At 39.8% G+C, this 22648-nt stretch carries 25 protein-coding genes; 5 read left to right on the top strand and 20 right to left on the bottom strand.

Features of this window, described 5'->3' with window-relative positions; genetic code table 11:
- Position 1: 1 nt before the first annotated feature.
- Complete coding sequence (locus G6W42_RS04705) at positions 2-154, top strand: hypothetical protein (protein WP_162141601.1); 153 nt, start codon at positions 2-4, stop codon at positions 152-154.
- On the top strand, positions 151-2169 hold the full coding sequence (gene glyS, locus G6W42_RS04700) for a glycine--tRNA ligase subunit beta (protein WP_194173143.1): 2019 nt from the start codon (positions 151-153) through the stop codon (positions 2167-2169). The genes G6W42_RS04705 and glyS overlap by 4 nt, the downstream gene beginning before the upstream one ends.
- Before the next feature lie 41 nt (positions 2170-2210).
- On the opposite strand, the gene G6W42_RS10505 is transcribed toward glyS, so the two are convergent.
- The 8 genes from G6W42_RS10505 to alaS all read right to left on the bottom strand — a co-directional run bounded on the left by G6W42_RS10505 (position 2211) and on the right by alaS (position 9715).
- Complete coding sequence (locus G6W42_RS10505) at positions 2211-2426, bottom strand: hypothetical protein (protein ID WP_242042697.1); 216 nt, start codon at positions 2424-2426, stop codon at positions 2211-2213.
- Positions 2344-2661 (bottom strand): sulfatase-like hydrolase/transferase, encoded by a 318-nt coding sequence (locus G6W42_RS10800; RefSeq protein WP_430640599.1) that lies wholly within the window; start codon positions 2659-2661, stop codon positions 2344-2346. Before G6W42_RS10800 ends, G6W42_RS10505 begins: the two co-directional genes overlap by 83 nt.
- Entirely contained in the window at positions 2549-3733 is a 1185-nt protein-coding gene (locus tag G6W42_RS04695) for a phosphoethanolamine transferase (protein WP_242042696.1), read from the bottom strand. Before G6W42_RS04695 ends, G6W42_RS10800 begins: the two co-directional genes overlap by 113 nt.
- A gap of 139 nt (positions 3734-3872) precedes the next feature.
- Entirely contained in the window at positions 3873-4187 is a 315-nt protein-coding gene (locus G6W42_RS04690) for a helix-hairpin-helix domain-containing protein (protein ID WP_194173142.1), read from the bottom strand.
- A gap of 8 nt (positions 4188-4195) precedes the next feature.
- Entirely contained in the window at positions 4196-6124 is a 1929-nt protein-coding gene (locus G6W42_RS04685; RefSeq protein ID WP_021085860.1) for a transglycosylase domain-containing protein, read from the bottom strand.
- Positions 6121-6663 carry a septum formation inhibitor Maf gene (gene maf / locus G6W42_RS04680; RefSeq protein ID WP_194173141.1) on the bottom strand — a complete coding sequence of 181 codons (543 nt, stop codon included), beginning with the start codon at positions 6661-6663 and terminating at the stop codon, positions 6121-6123. Before maf ends, G6W42_RS04685 begins: the two co-directional genes overlap by 4 nt.
- The gene (locus G6W42_RS04675; RefSeq protein ID WP_194173140.1) at positions 6660-7160 is read right to left on the bottom strand and encodes a 3-isopropylmalate dehydratase; all 501 of its coding nucleotides are present in this window, start codon (positions 7158-7160) and stop codon (positions 6660-6662) included. The genes maf and G6W42_RS04675 overlap by 4 nt, the downstream gene beginning before the upstream one ends.
- Entirely contained in the window at positions 7157-9715 is a 2559-nt protein-coding gene (gene alaS / locus G6W42_RS04670; protein WP_194173139.1) for an alanine--tRNA ligase, read from the bottom strand. The genes G6W42_RS04675 and alaS overlap by 4 nt, the downstream gene beginning before the upstream one ends.
- Before the next feature lie 170 nt (positions 9716-9885).
- On the opposite strand from alaS, the gene G6W42_RS04665 reads away from it, so the two are divergent.
- From G6W42_RS04665 to G6W42_RS04655, 3 genes are read left to right on the top strand one after another with little or no spacing between them, the layout of a single operon-like run.
- Positions 9886-10755 (top strand): Gfo/Idh/MocA family oxidoreductase, encoded by an 870-nt coding sequence (locus G6W42_RS04665; RefSeq protein ID WP_194173138.1) that lies wholly within the window; start codon positions 9886-9888, stop codon positions 10753-10755.
- Positions 10755-11708 carry a ferrochelatase gene (gene hemH, locus G6W42_RS04660; protein ID WP_194173137.1) on the top strand — a complete coding sequence of 318 codons (954 nt, stop codon included), beginning with the start codon at positions 10755-10757 and terminating at the stop codon, positions 11706-11708. The genes G6W42_RS04665 and hemH overlap by 1 nt, the downstream gene beginning before the upstream one ends.
- A 47-nt stretch (positions 11709-11755) precedes the next feature.
- Positions 11756-12217, top strand: coding sequence for a hypothetical protein (locus G6W42_RS04655; RefSeq protein ID WP_009294079.1), 462 nt, complete (start codon positions 11756-11758; stop codon positions 12215-12217).
- Positions 12218-12305: 88 nt separating this feature from the next.
- Here the strand turns inward: G6W42_RS04655 and G6W42_RS04650 are convergent, their stop codons facing one another.
- The 12 genes from G6W42_RS04650 to G6W42_RS04595 all read right to left on the bottom strand — a co-directional run bounded on the left by G6W42_RS04650 (position 12306) and on the right by G6W42_RS04595 (position 22594).
- Positions 12306-14138: a peptidoglycan D,D-transpeptidase FtsI family protein gene (locus G6W42_RS04650; RefSeq protein WP_194173136.1), complete on the bottom strand. Its 1833-nt coding sequence runs from the start codon at positions 14136-14138 to the stop codon at positions 12306-12308.
- A gap of 8 nt (positions 14139-14146) precedes the next feature.
- Complete coding sequence (gene fliE, locus G6W42_RS04645) at positions 14147-14440, bottom strand: flagellar hook-basal body complex protein FliE (protein WP_002941937.1); 294 nt, start codon at positions 14438-14440, stop codon at positions 14147-14149.
- Positions 14440-14940, bottom strand: coding sequence for a flagellar basal body rod protein FlgC (flgC, locus tag G6W42_RS04640; RefSeq protein ID WP_012139981.1), 501 nt, complete (start codon positions 14938-14940; stop codon positions 14440-14442). Before flgC ends, fliE begins: the two co-directional genes overlap by 1 nt.
- Before the next feature lie 8 nt (positions 14941-14948).
- Positions 14949-15383 carry a flagellar basal body rod protein FlgB gene (gene flgB / locus G6W42_RS04635; RefSeq protein ID WP_009294075.1) on the bottom strand — a complete coding sequence of 145 codons (435 nt, stop codon included), beginning with the start codon at positions 15381-15383 and terminating at the stop codon, positions 14949-14951.
- A gap of 62 nt (positions 15384-15445) precedes the next feature.
- Positions 15446-16042, bottom strand: a complete 597-nt coding sequence (locus G6W42_RS04630; protein WP_194173135.1) for a TlpA disulfide reductase family protein — start codon at positions 16040-16042, stop codon at positions 15446-15448.
- Positions 16043-16050: 8 nt separating this feature from the next.
- Complete coding sequence (smpB, locus tag G6W42_RS04625) at positions 16051-16503, bottom strand: SsrA-binding protein SmpB (protein WP_035142320.1); 453 nt, start codon at positions 16501-16503, stop codon at positions 16051-16053.
- A 14-nt stretch (positions 16504-16517) separates the two neighbouring features.
- Complete coding sequence (locus G6W42_RS04620; RefSeq protein ID WP_194173134.1) at positions 16518-17261, bottom strand: 4-(cytidine 5'-diphospho)-2-C-methyl-D-erythritol kinase; 744 nt, start codon at positions 17259-17261, stop codon at positions 16518-16520.
- The gene (gene csrA / locus G6W42_RS04615; RefSeq protein ID WP_002941828.1) at positions 17258-17488 is read right to left on the bottom strand and encodes a carbon storage regulator CsrA; all 231 of its coding nucleotides are present in this window, start codon (positions 17486-17488) and stop codon (positions 17258-17260) included. Before csrA ends, G6W42_RS04620 begins: the two co-directional genes overlap by 4 nt.
- Positions 17482-18303: a tRNA pseudouridine(55) synthase TruB gene (truB, locus tag G6W42_RS04610; RefSeq protein WP_194173133.1), complete on the bottom strand. Its 822-nt coding sequence runs from the start codon at positions 18301-18303 to the stop codon at positions 17482-17484. Before truB ends, csrA begins: the two co-directional genes overlap by 7 nt.
- Positions 18300-20369 carry an ATP-dependent helicase gene (locus tag G6W42_RS04605; RefSeq protein ID WP_194173132.1) on the bottom strand — a complete coding sequence of 690 codons (2070 nt, stop codon included), beginning with the start codon at positions 20367-20369 and terminating at the stop codon, positions 18300-18302. The genes truB and G6W42_RS04605 overlap by 4 nt, the downstream gene beginning before the upstream one ends.
- Positions 20370-20420: 51 nt before the next feature.
- A complete protein-coding gene (locus tag G6W42_RS04600) occupies positions 20421-20870 on the bottom strand; it encodes a hypothetical protein (protein ID WP_194173131.1) in 450 nt (149 codons plus the stop codon).
- The gene (locus G6W42_RS04595) at positions 20864-22594 is read right to left on the bottom strand and encodes a M3 family oligoendopeptidase (RefSeq protein WP_194173130.1); all 1731 of its coding nucleotides are present in this window, start codon (positions 22592-22594) and stop codon (positions 20864-20866) included. Before G6W42_RS04595 ends, G6W42_RS04600 begins: the two co-directional genes overlap by 7 nt.
- Positions 22595-22648 lie beyond the last annotated feature (54 nt).

Genomic DNA, 22648 nt, shown 5'->3' with positions numbered 1-22648 from the left:
GGTGCAAATTTTAGATATTTTTATGATCGCAGCGTTTGTTTTATTTGTGATATTTATGATAAGAGGCGTCATTTTGCAGGCGCAAGAGAAGGAGAGAGCAAGAGAGATGATAAGAGAAAAAAGAGAAAATTTTAATAAAAAGAGTGAGATATGAAAGAGTTGTTACTAGAGATCGGAGTCGAGGAGCTTCCAGCGATACCATTTTTAAGGGAGCTGCCAAACATCAATGCTAAATGGCAGGCTGTGCTTGAAAAATATAACATCAAAAGCCCTTTTAAATTTTACTACACACCGCGCCGTTTGGTCTTTTTCCATGAGAAATTCCCACAGTCTCAGCCAGATAGCGTGGCTAGTTTTGTCGGTGCGCCAAAGCAAGTAGCACTAAAAGACGGAGCTTTTACAAAGGCGGCACTTAGCTTTGCAAGTAAATGTGGCATAGATGAGAGCGAGCTTAAATTTAAAGAGATAGACGGCAAAGAGGTGCTTTACTACGAAAAAGAGGTAAAGGGTGAGCCAGTCGCTAAGATAATGGGCGACATGGTTGAGGAGTTTTTAAAGGGCCTTAGTTTTGGCAAGTCTATGCGCTGGGGCAACGGTGAGTTTGAGTTTATCCGACCGATAAGATCGTTTTTGTGTTTTCTTGGTGACGAGGTCATTAAATTTAATAAATTTGGCGTGGCAAGTGGCAACTCTACGTATCCGCACAGAAGCGTTAGCTACGACATGATAAAAATTTCAAGTATAAAAGAGTATTTTGATGGCTCAAAGAGCCGTGGTGTCGTGCTTGAAGCAGGTGAGAGAGAAAAAATCATACTTGATGAGTTTGAAAAGATCAGTCAAAAAAGTGGGTTAAAAATAGAGATCGACAAAGACCTGCTGGCTGAAGTCGTGGCGATCACCGAGTATCCAACAGCGCTTCTTGGCTCGTTTGAAGAGGAGTTTTTGGAGGTTCCAAGCGAGGTCATCATCACTTCTATGAAAGAAAATCAGCGCTACTTCCCAGTTTTTAAGGATAGCAAGCTCGCAAATGGCTTCGTTGTCGTTAGCAACGCCATCACAAAAGATTATTCGCTCATCATCAAGGGCAACGAAAAGGTGCTAAGAGCAAGGCTAAGTGACGCGATGTTCTTTTGGCAAAGCGACCTAGCGCACGAATTTGGCCCAGAAAAACTAAAAAATATAACCTACCTAAAAGAGCTTGGAAGCATCTACGAAAAGGAGCTTAGAGAGCTAAAAGTGGCTAAAAAACTAGCTTACAACTATGATGAGATACTGAAAAAAGAAGCTGGCGAGTATGGAGCCAAGCTTGAGCGAGCTGTGATGCTAAGCAAGGCTGATCTTACAACGCAGATGGTTTATGAATTTACCGAGCTTCAAGGCGTCATGGGAGCTTACTATGCAAAGGCTAAAAATGAGGACGAAAACGTCGTTCTAGCCATAAAAGAGCAGTATTTGCCAGACGGCGAGGAGGCACAGTGCCCAAGTAAGGTCTTTAGCTCGGTTGTGGCACTTTCAAATAAGCTTGATACGCTAATGGGGCTTTTTAGTATCGGCAAAATCCCAAGCGGTACGAAAGATCCATACGCTCTAAGGCGCGCGGCAAATGGCGTGATCAAGATCGTTTTGGCGCATAATTTGAAATTTAATGTAAAAGAAATTTTAGAAGATATCGCAAAAGAGTATAAGAAATTTGACGTTGAGGTGCTTATAAATTTCATCCTTGATAGACTCTATACCTTCTTTGACGCAAACGCCTCTATAGTAAAAGCTTGCATAAAAAGCGGCGAGAAAGATATCTTGGAGCTAACTAAGATGATAGAGGCGCTTGCTAAAATTTCAAGTGAGCCAAATTTTAGAGAGAATTTCTCGACATTTAAGCGCCTTGCAAACATCATAAAAGATGATAAATTTAGTAAGGTCGATGAGAGCCTCTTTGAGATAGATGCTGAAAAGGCCTTAAATGACGCATTTAAAGCGGTTGATAAGAGCCTAGCCTACGAGCCAAGACTAAAAGCGCTATTTGTACTAAAGCCGCAGATAGATGAGTTTTTTGACAAAGTTATGATAAACGTTGAAAACGAGAAAGTGCGAAATAACCGCGTCGCGATCATCGGTCAAATTTATAGCGAGATATTAAAAGTAGCTGATATAAAAGAGATCAGCTTTTAAATTTGCGCCAGCTTCGGGCTTTGCCTAGGCTGGCTTTAAATTTACTGCCTAAAAATATCAAATTCTGGCTCATAAGCCTTAGTTTTCACCCCAAAATATCCAAGAACTGAGCTAAAGACAAAATCATGCGAAAGACTTTCGTCTTTTCTAGTTTTTAGCCTTTTTAAAAGCTCGCTATCGCTTGAAAAGATGATGGCTGGGATGTGTTTTGCTGTCTGGAGCGATGGAGTAAGGCAGTCCGTGTAAATATATGCCATTTTCGCCCAGGCTCTCTCCATGATCTGAAAAAAAGAACATAGCGACTTCAAATTTATCTTTTTTTGCTTCAAGGGCGTTTATCAGCTCGCTTTGCAGATAGTCCTCGTATAAAATGGTGTTGTCATAGGTGTTTGCTATCTCGTCTGGGGTGTATTTGTTTAGCTCGCCAGTGTCGCAAGTTGGAGTGAATTCTTTTAAATTTACTTGGGTAGTCTTTGTAGTAGATAGGACCATGTGAGCCTTGTAGGTGCAATACAATAAAAGTAGTGGAGTTTGCATCTTTTATGACCTTTTTTGCCTCATCAAATATCACTTCATCAAAGCCAACTGCTTTGTGCTCTGAAGTGTGGTTTTGATCAAGGTTGTTGCAAACCACCGCTCCTCTTTTTTCGCAGCCGCCACTATTGTTGCCAAAAAAGTATGTTTTTATGCCAAGTTTATTGATGATATCAACTAAATTTTCACGAGCCTTAGCCTCGCGGTTGCTAAAATTTTCTCGCTTTAAGTCTGAAAATAGGCAAGGCACACTAGTCTCTGTCGCAGTCCCACATGAGTAGAAATTTGTAAAACTTACCACATCTTTTTGCTTGCTAAATTTGTTTGTATCGTTTTTAGCGTAGCCATTTAGTGAGTAGTTTTTACTCCTTTGTGTCTCGCCAACTATCAAAATTAAAATTTTCTTTTTATCATTTGTGAGCCTTGCGTCATCTGCTACATAGGTAAAAGGCAGTGGTTTTTGCGCCAAAGACTTTGCTAATCTTATGCTAGAGTAGATAGGATAGTATGGGAGTAAAACGCTTATGGTTGAGGCGTTATGCTCTCTAAAAAATGGTATAAAAATTTTAGACATGAGTGCAAAGATTACAGCTGCACTTGCCAAAGTGCTAAGGGCTATTTTCACCCTTGATCTTAGTGCAGTTTTAAAACTTCCATAGCTAATCTTTACAAGCGCTACATATATGCAAGGCAGGATGGTTACAAAAATAAGCCAAAGAGCTAAGCTAGCATTAAAATAGCTAAAGGCCTCTCTTGTATCAGTGTGCAAGACGTTTAATAGCATGCTTTTATCCATAATGACACCATAAGCTTGCATAAAGTAAGCAGAGATGCTACTAATTACGATAAGAAAAATAGCCAGAGGTTTTAGTAAAAATGGTACGAACAAAATACAAAAAACTCCAGCAAAGAGCAAAAGAAAAAATATGCTAAGTAGAGCAAAAAGCAGTATAGAAAAAGACAAAGTGTCGCCCGATAAAAATCCTAAAAACACGCCCTTGAATAAAAATATGTAGTTTATGAAAAACATATAAGCTACAAATAAAATTAAAAATTACAAAAAGCTTATATGTCTTATTTTGTCGATGTTTAGCATTTCTAGCCACATTCTTTCAGCGGCGTAATGATAGAGCTAAAATGTAAATGGCTAGAAATTTAGAAGAGAAAAACTATTTTTTCTTTTTCTTACTTTTTAGCTTTTTACTTTTTGTTTTCTTTTTAGGTTCAGCTTTTTTGGTCTTTTGGCTATCTTTTACACTAAGCTTTTCTTTGACCTTTTGCATGTCGTTAAAGCCGATGCCTTGAACCTTCTCAAGCTCCTCGACACTTGTAAATTTATGAGCTTTTCTATACTTTATGACATTTAGTGCCTGGCTTTTGTTTAGCCCAAGGCTCATTAGCTCGCTCTTACTAGCTGTGTTTAGATCAGCGCCGTATGCAAGGCTTGCAAGCGCTAGGCAAAGTAAAATTTTTAATTTTTTCATCTTATCTCCTAAAATAATAATCCATCGTTTTCTTGATCTTGAATGATATCATTTGTTGGCGTATTTTGCGGTAACGGCGAGTCGTTTGTGTAGTACTCATCAGCGCCGTTGTAGTATCCTTTATAGACGCCATCAGGCTGCTCAAACGCACGCCTTAGAGTAGGGTAGAGCTTGATGTAGCCCTCCATAAATTTCTTAAAGACCGGTGCAGCTGTCCTGCTGCCGCCCTCGACTTTTTTCATAGGGCTGTTATCGTCGTTTCCGTACCAGATGATGGCCTCGATATCAGGCGAGTAGCCGCAAAACCAAGCATCGATGCTGTTGTTTGATGTGCCAGTTTTGCCAGCGATCTGGATGCCATTTACCTTTGCGTTGCGCCCAGTGCCGTTGTTTACGGCGTTTTGAAGCAAGGTAGTCATCAAAAATGCCTGCTCAGGTTTTAGCACCTGCTTCTTTTGAGGCTCATAGTCCATCGACGCGCCAAAGCTATTTTCTATATGCTTAATGAGCGTAGGCTCGACCACTTCGCCATCGTTTGGAAACATCGAGTAAAATTTCGCAAAGTCAAGTGGCGAAATTCCAAAGCTACCAAGTGCGATTGATAAATTTTCAGGGATGTCGTTAAAGCCCATATCTGTAAGCTGTTTGCGAACTGAGCTAAGACCAAGATCGTTTAGTAAATTTATGGTTGCGAGGTTGCGAGACTGGGTTAAGGCTGATTTTATCGTGATGTAGCCTTGAAAGTCGCCGCTATAGTTTTTTGGCGTCCATTCTTTGCCATTGCCCATGTCAAACGTCCTAGCGATATCAGCTACTTGAGAGACGACTGAGTAGCCGCTATCAAGGGCTATTTGATAGATAAATGGCTTAAGGCTTGATCCTGGCTGGCGCTTGCTTTGTGTCGCTCTGTTGTAGCTACTTTTTGCGTAGTCGATACCTCCGATGAGTGCTAAAATTTGTCCGCTTTGTGGATGAGTGACGACGATAGCGCCATTTAGCATCTCTGGATTTGCCTTTTTATCTCTTTTTAAAATTTCATTGTAGCCATAGACTAGGGCATCCTGAGCGATCTTTTGCACGTTTAGATCGACTGTGCTTTGTATCTTGTAACCGCCAGTTTTTATATCGTCAAATTTCTTTGAAGCCTCTTTTATGATCTCATCGACCACGTAAGGAGCTTTATTGCGTGTGAGCGTATCGTCAAAGACTGCTGGCTCTTCAAGCACGCCCTTTCGGTACTCGTCTTCGTTTATCCAGCCGATGCTATACATCCTCTCAAGGACCCTGTTTGCACGGCTAAGTGAGAGGTCAAGGTGCTTTGTAGGATCATAGGTGCTTGGCGCTTTTGGCATGCCAACTAGCATCGCTATCTCTTTTATGCTTAGCTCATTTAGCTCTTTTCTAAAGTACCCCTCTGCAGCCGTTTTTATGCCGTAGTAGCCGTGGCCGAAATATACGTGATTTAGGTATCTTTCGATGATGTCCTCTTTGCTAAGCTCGCTTTCAAGCTTCATAGCAAGCACAACCTCTTTTATCTTTCTTGTAAATTTCTTCTCGCGGCTTAGGGCTAGGTTTTTTATGAGCTGCTGAGTTAGCGTGGATGCGCCCTCGACTAGCTTTCTAGCTTTGATATCCTTTATCGCCGCTCTTGCCATGGCTTCTACGTTGATACCACCATGCTCAAAGTAGCTCGTATCCTCGATAGCCACGAGTGCTTCGATGACACGTGGCGGGATGTCGTTATATTTTACATAAATTCTATTTTCTTCAAAGATATTTGCGATAAGCTCGTTGTTTCTATCAAAAATTTGTGTCGCAAGCTTTGGCTTGTAGTCGATGATGGTGTAAGCGTCAAATCTCACCTGCGAATAAAAGTATAAAAACGCTCCACCAAGTGCGATGGCAACTACAAAGATAAATGCCAAGATGTATTTCATAAAAATGCCTTTAATATTTTTAAATTTAGCCCCATTGCCGTGCTTGTCTCGCCGTGCTGGGAGGTGATGTATTTTTTATTAAAATTTTCTATCGTCATGGCTCCAGCTTTACCTCGCCACTCGCCACTTTCTAGGTAGCTTTTTAGCTCTTGCTCGCTAAATTTATCAAATTTATATGTAGTCTTGCTCACATTTATAAGCTCAAATTCGCCTAAAAATATCATCGCCGTATAGACGCTACACTCATTGCCACTTTGTAAATTTAGCATAGCAAGTGCTTCGTTTTCATCCTTTGCTTTGCCTAAAATTTTACCCCCGCAAGCCACGCAGCTATCTGCAAAGAGTAAATTTGTAAGCTTGCCATTTGCCTTTAAAAACTGCTCTTTTTTAGTTTTTACGACGTTTTGGACGTAAATTTCTGGTTTTAGACTCTTTGCTACCATGCTCTCATCAAAGCTGCAAGAAATTTGTTTAAATTCTATCCCAGCATTTTTTAGTAAATTTGCCCTTGTTGGCGAGCTAGAAGCAAGAGTGATCATAAAAAGCCCCTATAGCTCACGCCAAGATAGACAGCCGCAAGCGAGGCTAGTAAATTTAGTGGCGTGAAGTAGTAGATGATGACGATTAGGCTCTCGTTTAGCTCGATCATCTCGTGTGATCTTAGAGTTTTTAAAGCCTTTTTGTATCTATAAAAGATGTAGCTTAAATTTAAGAGTAAAAATAGCTCTATCGCCCATTTAGTCGCTGCTATCGCACTTGCCATCGGATTTTGCATTTTGCCATCATCAAAGTAAAAGACAATTATCAGGCTAGTTAGTGCGATGCCAAGAGCTAGTGCAAAGATGGCTAGTCCAAAGCGTCTTATGATGTGAAGCAAGATGTGATAGCGCTCTTTATCTTCAAATTTATTTTTTATAAAATAGCTTCCAGTAAGCACCAAACCAGCTTGTAGCCCTATAAAAAGAGCTACGAAACTAATGTGCAAGAAGATGATTAGTTGATCAAATTTAAAAAAAGCGATCTCTTGATGAATCATTTTTCTAAAGCTTGCCTTGCATACTCAAGTGAGCTTTTTACGGCGTCTTCGATGGCTAGAGCGTTTTTGCCGCCAGCTGTTGCAAAGTCGTCTTTGCCGCCGCCATTGCCGCCTAGAATTTGCGCTGCAAATTTAACCCACGCACCTGCTTTTAGTGGAGCATTTTTCACGCCAGCTGCAAGAGAAATTTTACCCTCTTCATCTGTTTGGATCAGTAAAATAGCAGCCTTTTCATGCCCATTTTTAAACTCATCTATCAAAGTTTTTATGTCGCCACCATCGATGTGTGCCACACAAAGCTTGGTATCTTTTACATTGATAAAGGCTAGCTCCTCAGAGCTTTTAGCGTTTTTTAGCTTATCTTTTAAGCCTTTTATCTCGCCTTTTAGCTTTTTAACAGCATTTAGTGGCTCTGTGCTCTTTAGCTCATCTTTTAGCTCTTCAAGCTCAGCTCTAAATGACCTTGCTAAATTTAGCGCAGCCCTTGAGCAAACAGCCTCTATACGCCTAACGCCAGCACTTACGCCACTCTCTTTTGTGATGAAAAACGATCCGATCTCATCTATATTTTTCACGTGTGTGCCACCGCAAAGCTCTTTACTGACATCGCCAAAGCTCACAACTCTTACTTTGTCGGCATATTTTTCATTAAATAGTGCGATCGCTCCGCTTTTTTTAGCCTCTTCAAGCTCCATAACCTGCGTTTTTGCATTTGCACCGTCTAATATCCACTCATTTACAAGGTTTTCGACCTTTGAAATTTCTTCACTAGTAAGCGCCTTTGGATGAGAGAAGTCAAACCTTAGCCTGTCTGCCTCGACGTTTGAGCCAGCTTGAGCGATGTGTGTGCCAAGCACGCTTCTAAGGGCTGCATGAAGCAAGTGTGTAGCACTGTGATGTCGCGCAGTCTCTGCTCTGTCGCTACCCACTTCAAGCTCAACTTCGTCGCCAACTTTTAGCGCCGCACTAGTTTTTACTAAAGATAAATTTAGTCCATGGAATTTTTGCGTATCAAGCACATTTGCTTTGCCTGCTATCTTACCGCTATCGCCGCACTGACCGCCACTTTGAGCGTAAAATGGAGTGACATCAAACATCACCCAGCCCTCTTTGCCAGCATCCAGGCTATCTATATTTTTAAATTCTTCATCAAGTAGGGCTAGAATTTTACTTTTACTCTTAAGCTCTTCGTAGCCTATAAATTTATTCTCGCCAAATTTCTCAAGTAGCTCTTTAAAGTCACCCTTCGCACTCTTGTCGCCACTGCCTTTCCAAGCAGCTTTTGCACGTGCTTTTTGCTCGCTCATAAGCTCATCAAACCTTGCCTCATCGACCTTTAAGCCCTTTTCTCTAAGCATATCAGCCGTTAGATCAAGTGGAAAGCCAAATGTGTCATAGAGTTTAAACGCAGCCTCTCCGCTAAAAATTTCTTTTGTATTTTTAAGCTCACTCTCAAATAGCTCAAGTCCGCTTGCGATAGTCGCTAAAAATCTCTCTTCTTCAAGTTTGATCTGCTCTTTTACAGCCGCTTTTTTATCGTTTAGATAGGTGTAGTGTCCGCCCATAAGCTCGCAAACTTTATCGACAAGCTTATACATAAATGGCTCTTTTATGCCTAGCAAGTATCCATGGCGGATCGCACGGCGTAAGATACGGCGAAGCACGTAACCACGACCTTCTTTGTCAAATGTCGTGCCTTGAGCTAGTAAGAATGTGACTGAGCGGATGTGGTCGCTTATGACGCGGTAGCTAGCGCCACTTTCATAGACGTATGGCTTGCCGCAAAGCTTTGCCACTTCGTTGATGAGCGGCATAAAAAGTGTGCTGTCGTAGTTGCTAAATTTACCTTGCAAGATAGCAGTAACACGCTCAAGTCCCATGCCAGTATCGATGCTTGGCTTTGGTAGTGGGCTTAGTTTGCCGTCCGCGCTTCTTTCATACTGCATGAAAACAAGGTTCCAGATCTCTAAAAATCTATCGCCATCGCCGCCCATGTAGTCTTCAGGTGTGTTAAAGTGTTCAGCCCCTTGATCGTAAAAAATTTCACTGCAAGGGCCGCATGGTCCAGTATCGCCCATTTGCCAGAAGTTATCATGGTCGCCAAAGCGGTAAATTCTCTCTTTTGCGATGTGAGTGCTCCAAATTTCAAACGCCTCATCGTCGCTTTCATGAACGGTCACATAAAGCTTATCTTTTGGTAGTTTTAGCACCTCTGTGACAAATTCCCAAGCGTAAGAGATCGCCTCTTTTTTGAAGTATTCGCCAAAGCTAAAGTTGCCAAGCATCTCAAAAAATGTGTGGTGGCGCGCTGTGTAGCCGACGTTATCAAGGTCGTTGTGCTTGCCTCCAGCTCTTATGCAGGTCTGACAGCTAGTGCGGATAGGTGGTGTTGGGCGTGGCACTTCGCCTGTGAAAATGCTCTTAAATGGCACCATGCCAGCATTTGTGAAAAGTAGTGTTGCATCGTTTGGCACGAGTGGTGCAGAAGCTACTACTTCGTGACCTTTTGATTTAAAAAAATCAAGATATGCCTTTCTTATATCTAAATTTTGCATTTTTATCCTCGTTAGTTTTAAAATTTTGCTTGATTTTAGCCAAAATTCGTTTGCGAAATTCTAAAAAGAGAAAAAATAGTGATATTTTGAAAACTATCTCTTGTTTTATCTATTTAAAAGCGATTTGTAAATAAAATAATTAAAAATTTCTAAAGTTTTAAAGGGTGAATGTGAAGCTAAAAATCGGCATTATCGGCTATTGCAGCACAGGTAAAAAATATTATTTAGAGCTTAGACGCTCAAACGAGTTTGAAATTTGTGGCATTTTTGACAAAGACAATGTTGATGAGTTTTGCAGAGCTGATTTTTATACTGATTTTAAAGAATTTATAGAGGTTGCCCAGCCTCAAGCAGTCGTGCTTTGCTCGCCAAGAGAGGAGATGGTGGAGGCATTTTGCCAGTGTGCAAAATATTGCCAAAATATCCTCATTTCACGCCCAGTTTTTAAAAGTATCGCAGATCTAAAAGAGATAAAATATGCCGCTAAAACAAACAAAACTAGGGTTTGCACGGGCATTTCAGAGCGTTTTAATCCAACTATCTTGTCACTTAAAAAAGCACTTTTAAAAGAAGAGGAAATTTATAGCATTTCTATCGCTCATTTTAAGCCACTTTGCGACGGAAATATCATAAATGAGCTCTCAGTTTCTGACATCGACCTAGCAAAAAATATCATAAATTCTGAAGTCAGCGACTTTTACTACACTCAAACAAACAAGACAAATGCCAAAAGTGCCGATAACGCGGCGATAAGCTTTAAAAGTAAAAATCAAATTCTAGTGCATATCACCGACTCATTTTGTGGCTCATTAGAGCGCTTTAAGATAGAGGTAAATGCAAAAAATGGCGTCTATTTTGGCGATCTCATCGATCACAAGCTTCATCAAGTGAGCGAAAATGGACAGATGAATTTAAAGATAGATACAAATAATAGCGAGCTAAAAGCGCAATACGAGGCTTTTTACGATCTTTGCCAAAGTGGCGAGAGTGGCGAACTTTCAAACATCGATGACGCGATAAAAATAAGAGAACTATTTTGATGAAAAAAGCTCTTTTGCTTTTAAATATGGGCGGTGCAAACAGCCTAGATGATGTCGAAATTTTCTTAACAAATATGTTTAATGACCCATATATTTTGGGTATAAAAAATAAATTTTTAAGAAAATTTGTAGCTTTCATGATCACAAAAGGCAGGCTAAAAACTGCGAAGCATAACTACGAGCAAATAGGCGGAAAGTCGCCACTTTGCGAGCTTACTGCTAGGCTTTGTGAGAAAATTTCAAGCCTTAAAAGCGAATTTGACGCAGTTGATTTTGCGATGAACTACACTTCGCCATTTGTAAAAGATGTGCTTAAAAAGTATGAAAAATTTGATGAGATAGTTCTTTTGCCACTCTATCCTCATCACTCACAAACTACGATAACCTCGAGCTTAGCTGATTTTAAAAAGGCAAAAGAGGAGCTTAAACTAAAAGCTAAAATTTCACTTTGTGAGCCATTTTATGATGATGACGCTTACAATAAGATCATTATCTCTCACATCCGTGAAGCGATAAAAGATACCGATATAAGCGATGTTAGCCTCATCTTTTCAGCTCACTCTTTGCCTCGCAAGATCATAGAAAATGGCGATATCTACGAAAAACACATAAACGAACATGTGCAAATTTTAAGCAAAATGCTAAAAGAGCAGGGGCTAAATTTTAAAGATGTGAGCCTTGCTTATCAGTCGCGTCTTGGCCCAGTTAAATGGTTAGAGCCATCTCTAAATGAGGCTTTAGCAAAGTGCGAAAATAAAAAAGCGCTTATCTATCCGCTCTCTTTTTGTATAGATAACTCTGAGACCATTTTTGAGTTAGTTATAGAGTATGCCAAGCTTGCAAAAGAGCTAAATTTTAGCTTTTACAAAGTCGCCCAGTGTCCAAATTTTAGCGATGAATTTGCCAGTTTTATCCTAGAAAAATCAAAAAACACTAGAGAATTTAGCCTTTAGGAATAAATCTTGCTTATAAAAAGCATCTCAAATTTAAAAGGAGATGTATGAAGGTTCAAAATAACGATATTATCGATTATTTGTTGCAGTCAGGCTCAAGCAAAGCTAAAGATAAAAAAAATAGTTTTGATGAAATTTTAAGTCTAACGCTTGATAAGATCACAAGCGAGGCAAAGGTTTCAGACAAGCTTGAGCAGTTTAAGAAAAGGCTTACAGAAATCGGTGCTGCTGGCTTTATGAATGAGCTAAATTCAAACAAGATAGAAGAGAAAATAGCTCAGAAAAAAGAGGAGCTAACCGAGCTTTTAAGCATAAATGATCCGACCAAAACGCAGGATCAAAAAAATGAGCTACTTAAAATAATGGATAAAATTTTAAGTGACTACCGCAAAGAGCTAAACATGGCACTTACGAGCCAAACACTGCTTGAGAAGCAAAATAGCCTTGGCAAAAATACAAATAATTCTGTAAATTTAAGCTCTGTCTTAAATGAACTTGGACTTGCATAAATTCTGGATTTAGGCCACTTGCCTAGATCCAAATTTCTACTTTAAACTCTAAATTTGAAATTTAATATTCATACCTTAGAAGTTAAATTTAATCTAAAGCCGGTTTTTGGTTTGCTTTGTCGTTTTTGAGCTTGTCTTTTTTAGCTTCAAACTCAGCTATGACATTAGGATCTGGGAATAAATAACCATCTTCAACCATTAGATCAACGGCCTTTTTAAATGTCGGCAACGCACTTTGCGCACCAAAGTAGTAGTAAGGTTTTTTAGGATCTCTTGCTAAAACGCCTATGGTGTAGCTGTTGCCTCTTGTGTCGTTTACGAAGCCAAAAAAGGAGCCATTATAGGTGTTGCTATATCCGCCTTTGCCAGAAGCGATGTGCGCGGTGCCAGTTTTGCCGCCTATCTCAAGACCCGGTGTAAATGCCTTTAAGCCAGTACCTTTTTCAACTGTTTTTATCAAAATTCTCTTCATTATCTTTGCGGTCTCTTGTGAGATGACCTGTGCTGGCTCGCTCTTTGGCAGATCGTAGCGCTTGCCATTTCGCTCAAGGTATGCCACCATGTGCGGCGTCACCTCTATGCCTTTGTTGTTAAAGGTGTTATAAGCCTTCAAAAGCTGCATAAATGTCGCTTGAAGGCCGTATCCATAGCTCACAGTTGCCTTATAGGTCGATGAGTTTAGCTTTGTAACTGTTGGCATCATGCCCACTTGCTCGTATGGCAGGTCGATGCCTGTCTTTCTTGAAAAGCCAAAATTTAAAAGTCCCTGATAAATTTGTGGGCCATTTAGTCTATCTACTAGCTGGATCATACCGATGTTTGAGCTGTGCACGATGATGTCTTCAGCACTCATAAAAGGCTCTGGGTGGGTGTCCTTGATGATCCTTTTGCCTAGCTGATAGCGGCCGTTGTAGGTATTTACTAGCTCAAAAGGATTTACCTTTTTTTCTTGAAGTAGTATGGAGAAGATAAATGGCTTAAAAACCGATCCAACCTCGTATGCATACTCGCTTGCGCTCGAATTTAGTGCGCTGTAATCTTGCTTTCTTATGTTTGATGGATCGTATCTTGAGCTAGAAGCTAGGGCTAGAATTTCGCCATTTTTGCTATTCATTATGCAGATGATTAGCTCTTTTGCGTCTAAAAATTCGCGCTTTTCATCTAAAATTTGCTCTAGTTTGGTTTGAAATTTAAGCGGTATAGAAAGAACTGCGTTGTAGCCATCGACCCTTGTTGCTAAATTTGAATCGCTGGTTAAAATTATGTTGTTACCGATATCGCGCGGACCAAGGATTTTGGCGTTTTGTATCGGAGCTAGGTAGTCTTCGTAGTATCTCTCAAGCCCTTTTACACCTTTGCTTTTGGTAAGTGTGTCACTCTCTGTTTTGCTCACGTAGCCAATAGCTGGCGTTAGGGCGTCTTTTGACATAAATTTGCGGTTTTGACCGCTCTCCATCACGCGCATACCTTGAAATGAGGCAAGGCCAGTTTTTGGGTCAAGGTATGAGATTAAGATACCCTTGCGGTTTAGCTTTCTTGAAAGCTCCTGAAGGTAGGTAGCGCCCTTTGCATCGATACTGTAAGAGAGCGTGACAAGGCCTTTTGTGCCGTTTATAATCTTTCTTACTTTGTTTGGATCGTCACCGCTGTAAAGCGAGTAGAGCTTGATAAACATCTCTTTTTTGTTTGGGTCGATATTTCTGGTGTCAAGCATCACTTTGTAGAGTTTCTGGCTTGATGAGATGCTAAAGCCGTCTTTCGTGACGATGTTGCCACGGATTGCGGTATTTACGTCGCTTGTTTGAAGCTTAGGAAGCTTTCGCTCGATGCTCGCTCTATAAAATATAACAAGCACAAAGATTGAAATTCCAAAAGTAATTAATAAAAAGAGTATGGTTATTTTTGATTTTCTGGAATTCATTCAATGGCTTAAATTTGCGTTCTTGAAATTTCTTTGTATGCGCTTAGCGCTTTGTTGCGAATTTCTAGCATAAGCTTCATACTAGTCTCTGCTTTGCCTATCGCGATAGCTGCTTGGTGCAAGTCTTTTACTTCGCCAGTTGCAAGGTCTGCGATGGCTTTATCGGCGTTTATTTGAACCTTGTTTAGCTCTTTTAAAGAGTCGTTTAATGCGTTTTCAAAGCCGCCTTCTTCGCCTGCTTTTGCTATTTTGTTTGAATTTTCGTTTTTATTTAACTTATCTAAATTTATACTATTTATCATTATGCTTGTCCTGAAATAAGTGATATCGCACTTTGTGCTATTGTTTTTGCGTTTTGAAATGACGCTACATTTGCTTGATAAGCCCTTGTCGCCTCGAGCAAGTCAGCCATCTCGATGACTGGGTTTATATTTGGAAATGCGACGTAGCCATTTGCATTTGCATCTGGGTGGCTAGGGTCGTATTTTAGCTGAAAGTCCTTATCATCGCGCACCACTTTATCTACGATCACGCTAGTTAGGGCAGGGTGAGCGTTTTTAGGCGAGCTTGGGTCGTCGAGTGGATTTTCATAATCAAGCAGACTTTGTGAGTTTTTAAGCTGATCGTTTAAAATTTTATCAAAGTTCATCTCTTTAAAGATGACCTCTTGCCTTCTGTAAGGACCACCTTCAGCTGTTCTTGTGGTTTGAGCGTTTGCGATGTTTGAGCTGATGACATTCATCCTGAAGCGTTGCGCGCTTAATCCGTATCCGCTAATATCAAAATCATTTAAGTATGACATCATCTCTCCTAATTCTTAGCACTTGCGTCTATTACGCTTTTAAAGATATTGCCCTGAGCCTTGTAAGCACTATCAAGGGCGTTTATCATAACTGTATTTTTGCCCATTTCTGTTGTCTCAACATCAAGATCAACCGTGTTTGCGTCATTTCTAGCCATGTGACCATCACGCAAGAAAATTTGAGCTGTGTCGCTTTTTGGAAAATCAACAGCAGCCATGTGCGCTTCGTTTGTTTTAGCTAAATTTAGTTTTTTGCTCTCTGAAACGTTATAAATTTCATTTGCTTTTTCTCTTAAAACATCTTCAAATCTTACATCTCTAGCCTTGTAAAATGGTGTATCAACATTTGCAAGGTTGCCAGAGATAAGCTTTTGGCGTAGTTCTCTGCCTGCAAGGGCTGATTCGACTAATGGGCTAGATTTTGATCTATCTAAAACAAACATTTAAAATCCTTATAAATTTTCACATTTTTATAAGCAAATGATGTTCCAAATATAAGGCAAATTTATTTTGTTTCATAGATTTTTGCCAAATCTTCTTTCATTTTTGTGACTTTTATGCCGCCAAGATAGTATTTAACTCCGTATTGTCCGCTATCTACGTCTGTTAAAATTTGATATTCGCCGTTTTTTAGTACGACTTTAAAAGGGAGTGATATCTCATGCTTGTACTCTATGTCACGCACGATCTGCTCGGCAAGTCTGTCATTTATCTTTTGATCGTTTGTTATGAAGTAGTAGGCGTTAAATTTTTGCATAAATTCATGCAAAACATACTCATTTGTGACATCTTCAAAGTGGGTTAGTCCGATTAGCGTAAATTTATCTTTGTTTTCAAGCTGATATTTTGTAAGCTCGGCTGCCTCTTTTTGGCAAGGTGGGCAAAATGTGCCAAAAATGTCGATCATTAAAACTTTATTTTCATCATTTTTGATAGCAAAACCGCCATTTTTACGCACCAAAGTAAGCTCTTTGCCGCTTACATCTACGAGCTTAACCTCTTCGTTTGGACTAAATTCTTTAAAATTTGCGATGCTGCTCTCGTCATCGCCGCAACCAAAAAAAGCAAATAAAGCGATTATTAAAACGAGTAAATTTTTCATCTTATCCCTTAAACATATCTTTTTATGGCAGCTCTTGCCTCTTTGTCTGCCTCACGTCTTTTTAAAGTCTCGCGCTTATCGTGTAAATTTTTACCCTTTGCAAGGGCTAACCTTGCTTTTACGATGTTTTTATCGCTTAGATAAAGTGCCAAAACAACCAAAGTAAGGCCATCTTGTGAGACTTGACCGAAAATTTTATCAATCTGCTTTCTATGCATCAAAAGTTTTCTGGCTGCTCGTTCATTTGGACGAAATGCGCTGTGTGTAGTCTCAAGATAGCTGATATGAGCGTTTAGTAAGAAAAGCTCGCCCTTTATGACACGCACAAAGCTATCTTTTAAATTTGCTCTGCCAGCCCTTAGCGCCTTGACCTCGCTGCCTTTTAAAACGATACCTGCCTCAAAGGTCTCAAGTATGCTAAAGTCGTGCAAAGCTTTCTTGTTTTTCGCTAGATCTTTTATCAAAATTTTACCTTTTATTTTACGCTAAATACGCTACTGCCACTGCCACTTAGAAATTTATCCCTAAACTCGTTCATCTGTGGATAGAGCTTAAAGCATGGGGCAAAAAGATCGTTTAGCTCCTCGTTTTTATAAATTTCAAGTAGCTCTGCGCTTTTTAAATTTTGCATCTTTTTTGCAGCATTAACGTCTATGTATTGTAAGAAATTGCTTCTAAATTCTTGATAAACCATCGGTGTAGAGCAAAAAACATTTGGCGTGAAGATATTTAAATTTGGCACTTCATCGTCAAATTCTTCTATGATCTCGCCTATGCCGCTTACATTTGCTGCCTTGTAGCCACTTACAAAAAAGGCCACATCTGCGCCGATTTTAGAGGCTATTTGCATCAAATTTTCACGTTTTATATTTAAATTTAGCTCGTCATTTACCATAAGTAAAAATGTGGCAGCGTTTGAACTGCCTCCTCCTAGACCAGCACCTATTGGGATTTGTTTGTTGATGATGATTTTTTGAGAGCTAAAAAACTCATCTAGCTCGTTTGAAAAGCCAGTCTTTTTTAGCTCGTCTATCGCTTTTTGTATGATGTTTTCTTTTATCTCTTTGTTGTCGCATTCGATAGCAAAAGAATTTGACCTTTCAAAATAAATTTCATCAAAAAGCTGCTCGCAAAGAACAAAACGTGACAAAATTTCGTGGTAGTTGCCTCTGGTGCCAACTACCTTCAAAAATACGTTGATCTTTGCAAAGCTTTTCATTTCTCGATTTTTTTCGCAAGCTCGTGGATATCGGCTTCGCTTGCTTTTTTTGTGGCGTGGATATTTTCGTTTTTGATATCGTTTGCCAGCTCGCTTCTTAGTATCATTGTGTTGCGCGGAGCCTCGATACCAAGCTTAACGGTGCTTTTTGAGATACTTACTACGACGACTTTTATGTCGTTACCTAGTAAAATTTCTTCGTTTTCTTTTCTTGCTAAGATTAACATTTTTCTACCTTGTTTAAAGTGTAATTTATAGTATCATCCATGATTTGGATTACGCTCATAAATTTATCATAATTTAGCAAATAAATTCCTTGTGTTTGTGTTTCAAAATCGTTAATTTTTAATTTCTTGCCGTCAAGTATGTTGTTAATATCCCCAAAATACGTATTTTGCTTAATATTTAAAAAATTGCAAATATTTAAAAATTTTTCATTTTCATAGCGAAATTTGCCCTCGCTTACCCTCTTTAATGAGCTTAAAGTTACATTATAACCAACTTTTTGCCCAAAAATTTCTGCATAAGAGCGGATGTAGCTCCCCTCACTTACACTTAAACGAAGTGTCAAAAAAGGGTGCGAATAATTTAAAATTTCACTCTCATAAATTTCCATTATCTCTGGCTTTAGCTCAAATTCTTCGCCGCTTCTTGCTAGCTTGTAAGCTCTTGTGCCATTTACATGTTTGGCGCTAAATTTTGGCGGTATGTAGTTTATCTTGCCAGTTAGCTCGCCTCTTATGACTTCAAGTTTTTCTAAATTTAGCTCTTTTACATTTAAAATTTCAGTGATATTTTCATTATCCATGCTTGGACTACTCGCCCCAAGCCAGATCGTCGCCTCATAGACCTTTGGGCTTTTGTCTAAAAATCTAAAAAATTTCGTATACGAGCCAAAAGCGACTATCAGACAGCCACTCGCAAATGGATCAAGTGTACCAGAAAATCCAGCCTTTTTAACGCCATACTTTCTCTTTAGTCGTCCTAAAAAGTGGTTTGAGCTCATGCCAGCAGGCTTGTTTGCCACGAAAATGGCGTTCATACAGCCTTTTCCACGAAGCTTGACATGATCTCTCTTACATTGCCACCAAAATTTATAGTCAGTTTAAACTCTTTTTTGATCTTGCTAACCGCGCTCACCCTGCCGATACCAAAAATTTTATGTTTAACAAGGTCGCCTTTTTTAAATTCATTGCTCTGTTCGATAACTAGCGAGCCATGCGTGATACCACTCTCGCTTAAAAATCTACTCTTATTTAGCCTCGTGCGCTGACCTTTGTAAAAGCGCGAATTTGCAAAGCTTAGGCTAAGCGTCTTTTTAGCTCTTGTTATCGCCACGTAAGCGAGCCTGCGCTCCTCCTCGATGTCGCTACCATCGCCAATGAGTGGGAAAAATCCCTCTTCAAGGCCGATCACAAAAAGGTGCTCAAACTCAAGCCCCTTGCTCGCATGCACGCTCATGATACTAATAGCCTCATCGCTAATGCCGTCTTGTTCGCTTGTTAGCGTGATCTCGTTTAAAAACTCCTCCAGATCAAAGCTTGGATTTTGCTTGATCTGATCTTTTAAAACAGCGTAAAACTCGTCGATGTTCGCCGCTCTTTCAGCGCCATCTGGCAAGCTCTCGTAGTATTTTTTCACGCCAAATTTAGCTTCAAATTTATCTATCAGGTCAAAAACCGAGCTGCTTTCTTGAAGCTCTTTAAGGTTGTTTGCAAACTCAAGAAGGGCTGATTTTACCTTTTTGCTAAAGGCTTCATCGTTATCAGAGATGTTTGAGATCGCCTCGAAAATAGAAATTTTGCCCTCAAATGCCATTTTTTCGAGCTTATCAAGGCTTACTTTGCCTAGTCCGCGCTTTGGGCGGTTTATGATGCGCCTTATTGAAAAGTCGTCATTTGGATTGTTTATCAGCCTTAGGTAGCTTATGATATCTTTGATCTCGGCTCTTTCATAAAATTTAACGCCGCCAACCATTTTATATGCGATCTGCTCTTTGTTTAGCCCATCTTCGAGCGAGCGAGAGAGTGCGTTTATGCGGTATAATATCGCGATATCTTTTGCTTGCACGCCTTTACTTAAAAGCTCTTTTATATTTTTTGCGATCTTGCCAGCCTCTAAATTTTCATCAAAGCTCTCTATCAAATTTACAGCTTCGCCTTCGCCTTTTGTGCCTACAAGCTTTTTGCCAAGGCGGTTGCGGTTGTGATCTATTAGCTCGTTTGCAGCCTTTAGTATAGCCTCGCTCGAGCGGTAGTTGTGCTCAAGTCTGATGATCTTTACGTTGCTAAACTGATCTTTGAAATTTAAGATATTGTCTATCTTTGCACCTCGCCAGCCATAAATACTCTGGTCGTCATCTCCCACTACGCAGATGTTTTCGTGGCATAGGCAGAGTTTTTTTAGCAGTTTATACTGAAGGTCGTTGGTGTCTTGATACTCATCGACCATTATGTATTTGTAGCGGTTTGAGATATCCTTTGCTAGCTCTTCGTTTTCGTCTAAAATTTTATATGTAAGTCCCAGCAAGTCATCAAAATCAACAAGGTTGTTCGCCTTTAAATAGTCCTCGTATTTTTCATAAATTTGTGCTGCTTGCTTGTAGAAGTTGTCTTTGCTCTTGTCAAAAGAGGAGAAATTTGCGTTTTTATAGACCTCTTCGACGCTTAAAAGTGAGTTTTTGTAGTTTGAAATTTCACTTGAGAGTATCGCCGTGGCGACTGGACTTTCAAAGCTTTTTATGATGCGCTTTTTATCGTCTGTGTCGATGATGACGAAGTTGTTTTTTCTGCCAAGCTTTTCTATATATAGCTTTAAAAACAAAAGTCCAAATTTGTGAAATGTGCAAAGTAGCGGTGAGTAGTTTTTGCCGCTTTGGCTTAGCATCGCCATGGCTCTGCTGCGCATCTCGTTGGCGGCTTTGTTTGTGAAAGTAAGAGTTAGTGTGTTTGCCGCGTCTATGCCAACCTCGCCGATGAGATAGGCAAGCCTAGTTGTGATAGTCTTTGTCTTGCCGCTGCCAGCGCCTGCAAGTATGAGCATCGCACCGTCTATGTGGGTGGCTGCTTCGCGCTGTGAGTCATTTAAATTTGATATTAATTTTTCCATTTTTCGCTTTTTAAATTTTCTTTTGATTTTAGCCAAAAATGCTTAAAATTACTATCTTTTCTTAAATATATCTTTATTCTTTGGGTTTTGCAAAAAGACTGAGGCTGATTTTTTAGCGTGATCGACTTGTTTTTCTTTTGGCTTGTGGATAGAAAAATTTACAAGTACAGGGCTATTTTCAACCAAAATTTGAACCACCGCTCCAAGAGGAAATGACACCACTGAGGCGAAATTTTCACTACCAAAACCAGCCTCAAAGCTAAGCTCATCTTGCGTTAGCATGGCACTCTCCAGCGTGTATCCGCCAAGTGAAAACATAATGACTGGCATGCTAAAGCTCCTACTTATCTCATCTGGCAAGCTAGGCTCAAAGCTAACTAGCGGCAAATTTGCCATAACTGAGAAATTTACCCCCTTTTCAAGCAAGAAATCAATGCACTCATAGACGTGCATCTTCATCAAAAGTGCAAATTTCTCATCGTCTAAAATTTCGTCTAACATTTTATTCCTTTTGAAATTTCTAAAAACTCATCTACTAGCTTTTTAACCTCGTTTATACCGATCTGCCAGAAATTTTTATCATCTATATCAAAGCCAAATTTACCCACAAGCTCTTTTGGGCTGAGGCTGCCACCAAGGCTCAAAAACTCGGTGTAAATTTCGACGAAATTTTTGCATTTGCCGCTTTTATAAAGTCCAAAAAGTGCAAGCACAAGAAGCTGCGCGTAAGAGTAGGCGTAGCAGTAAAATGGCGTGTGGATGAAGTGCGGGATGTAGCTCCACCAAATTTTGTAGTAGTCATTTAGCGTGACACTTTTGCCAAACATCTTTTTGCTCTCACGAAGCCAAATTTTATTTAGCTCATCTAGGCTGATCTCACCCTCATGTGCGTGCACGGCGCGCTCAAAGGTGGTGAAATTTATCTGGCGGTAAAGTGTGGCAAAGATATCCTCGATCTTGCCAGCGAGTAGTGAAATTTTCTCTTTTTTACTAAGGCCATCTTTGATGTGGTCAAAGACTAGCATCTCGCAAAAAACAGACGCCGTCTCAGCCGTGGTTAGCGGAGTGTCAGAGTTTAGGTAGCTTACACTATATGAGAGCTTTTGATGCACGGCGTGGCCAAGCTCGTGAGCTAGCGTAAAAAGGTCTCTGCGCTGGTTTGTGTGATTTAGCAAGACATAAGGGTGTGTGTCGCTTGATCCTGAGTGAGAAAATGCCCCACCTCGTTTGTTTGGCGCTGGATAAACGTCGATCCAGCCGTCATTAAATGCATTTTTGGCGATCTTGCCAAATTCGCTTGAGAAATTTGAAAATGCCTTTAAAACTATCTTTTTGCACTCATCAAATTTATACTCGCCCTCGCTGCTAAGAGGCGCATATCTATCGTAGTCATAAAGCTTTTTAAGGCCTAAAATTTCTCTTTTGCGCTCGTAAAATTTAGAGACTAGGTCAAAATTTTTCTCAGTTACAGCAATTAGCGAATCAACGCTTTTTTTGGTGATTTGATTTTCAAGGTGTCTTGGCTCTTCAGGAAGCTTGAAATTTCGCAGTTCGCAGCTCGTTTTTAGATCAGTTTTTATCATATTATATATGTAGCCAAGAAGGTGCTGGTGCTTGCTAAGCTCGCTAGAGAGGCTTTTGGCGGCCAGTTTTCGCACGCTTTGGTCGCTCTCATGAAGCTTGGCTAAAATTTCCTCTTCATTTAAAAGCTCGCCTTTAAATTTAAACCTCATCTTGCTCATGCTCTCATCAAAAAGCCTTGAAAAGCCCTCGGCTCCGGTGCTTGCCGTGCGAAGTAGCACTCTCTCTTCGGCAACGCTAAGTTGGTGCGTCTTTGCTTTGGCGAGGTTACTTAGATAGTAGCCATATTTTTTAGAGCTTTTGATGATCTCTTCTTGTTTTTTAGGGGCAAATTCATTAAATTTGATCTCAAAAAATATCAAATTTTCATTTGCTTTTGTCGCGATCTCATCGATTTTCGCGTAGAATGCACCCTTGCTTGTATCTTTGGCAAAATTTAAAAAAGCATAGGTCATTACTTTTGAAATTTTGGCTACCAAATTTTCAAATTCTTCAAATGCCTTTAAAAACTGGTCTGTTTTTAAATTTTCATATTTTGCAAGATATTTATCTTTAAATTTCTCGCACTCTTTTTGTAAATTTAGTGCGTTTTGTTCGCACTCTTTTTCGCTTGCAAAAAGTGCTTTTAGATCCCAAATTTGCATTATCGTCCTTTAAATTTTTGGGATATTTTACAAAAAAATGGATAAAAGTAAAAT

It is taken from the genome of Campylobacter concisus (genome assembly GCF_015230015.1).
GTDB classification, from domain to species: domain Bacteria; phylum Campylobacterota; class Campylobacteria; order Campylobacterales; family Campylobacteraceae; genus Campylobacter_A; species Campylobacter_A concisus_AF.
Note: the sequence above shows the minus strand (reverse complement) of the source record. Positions and strands in the feature narration are given on the sequence as shown.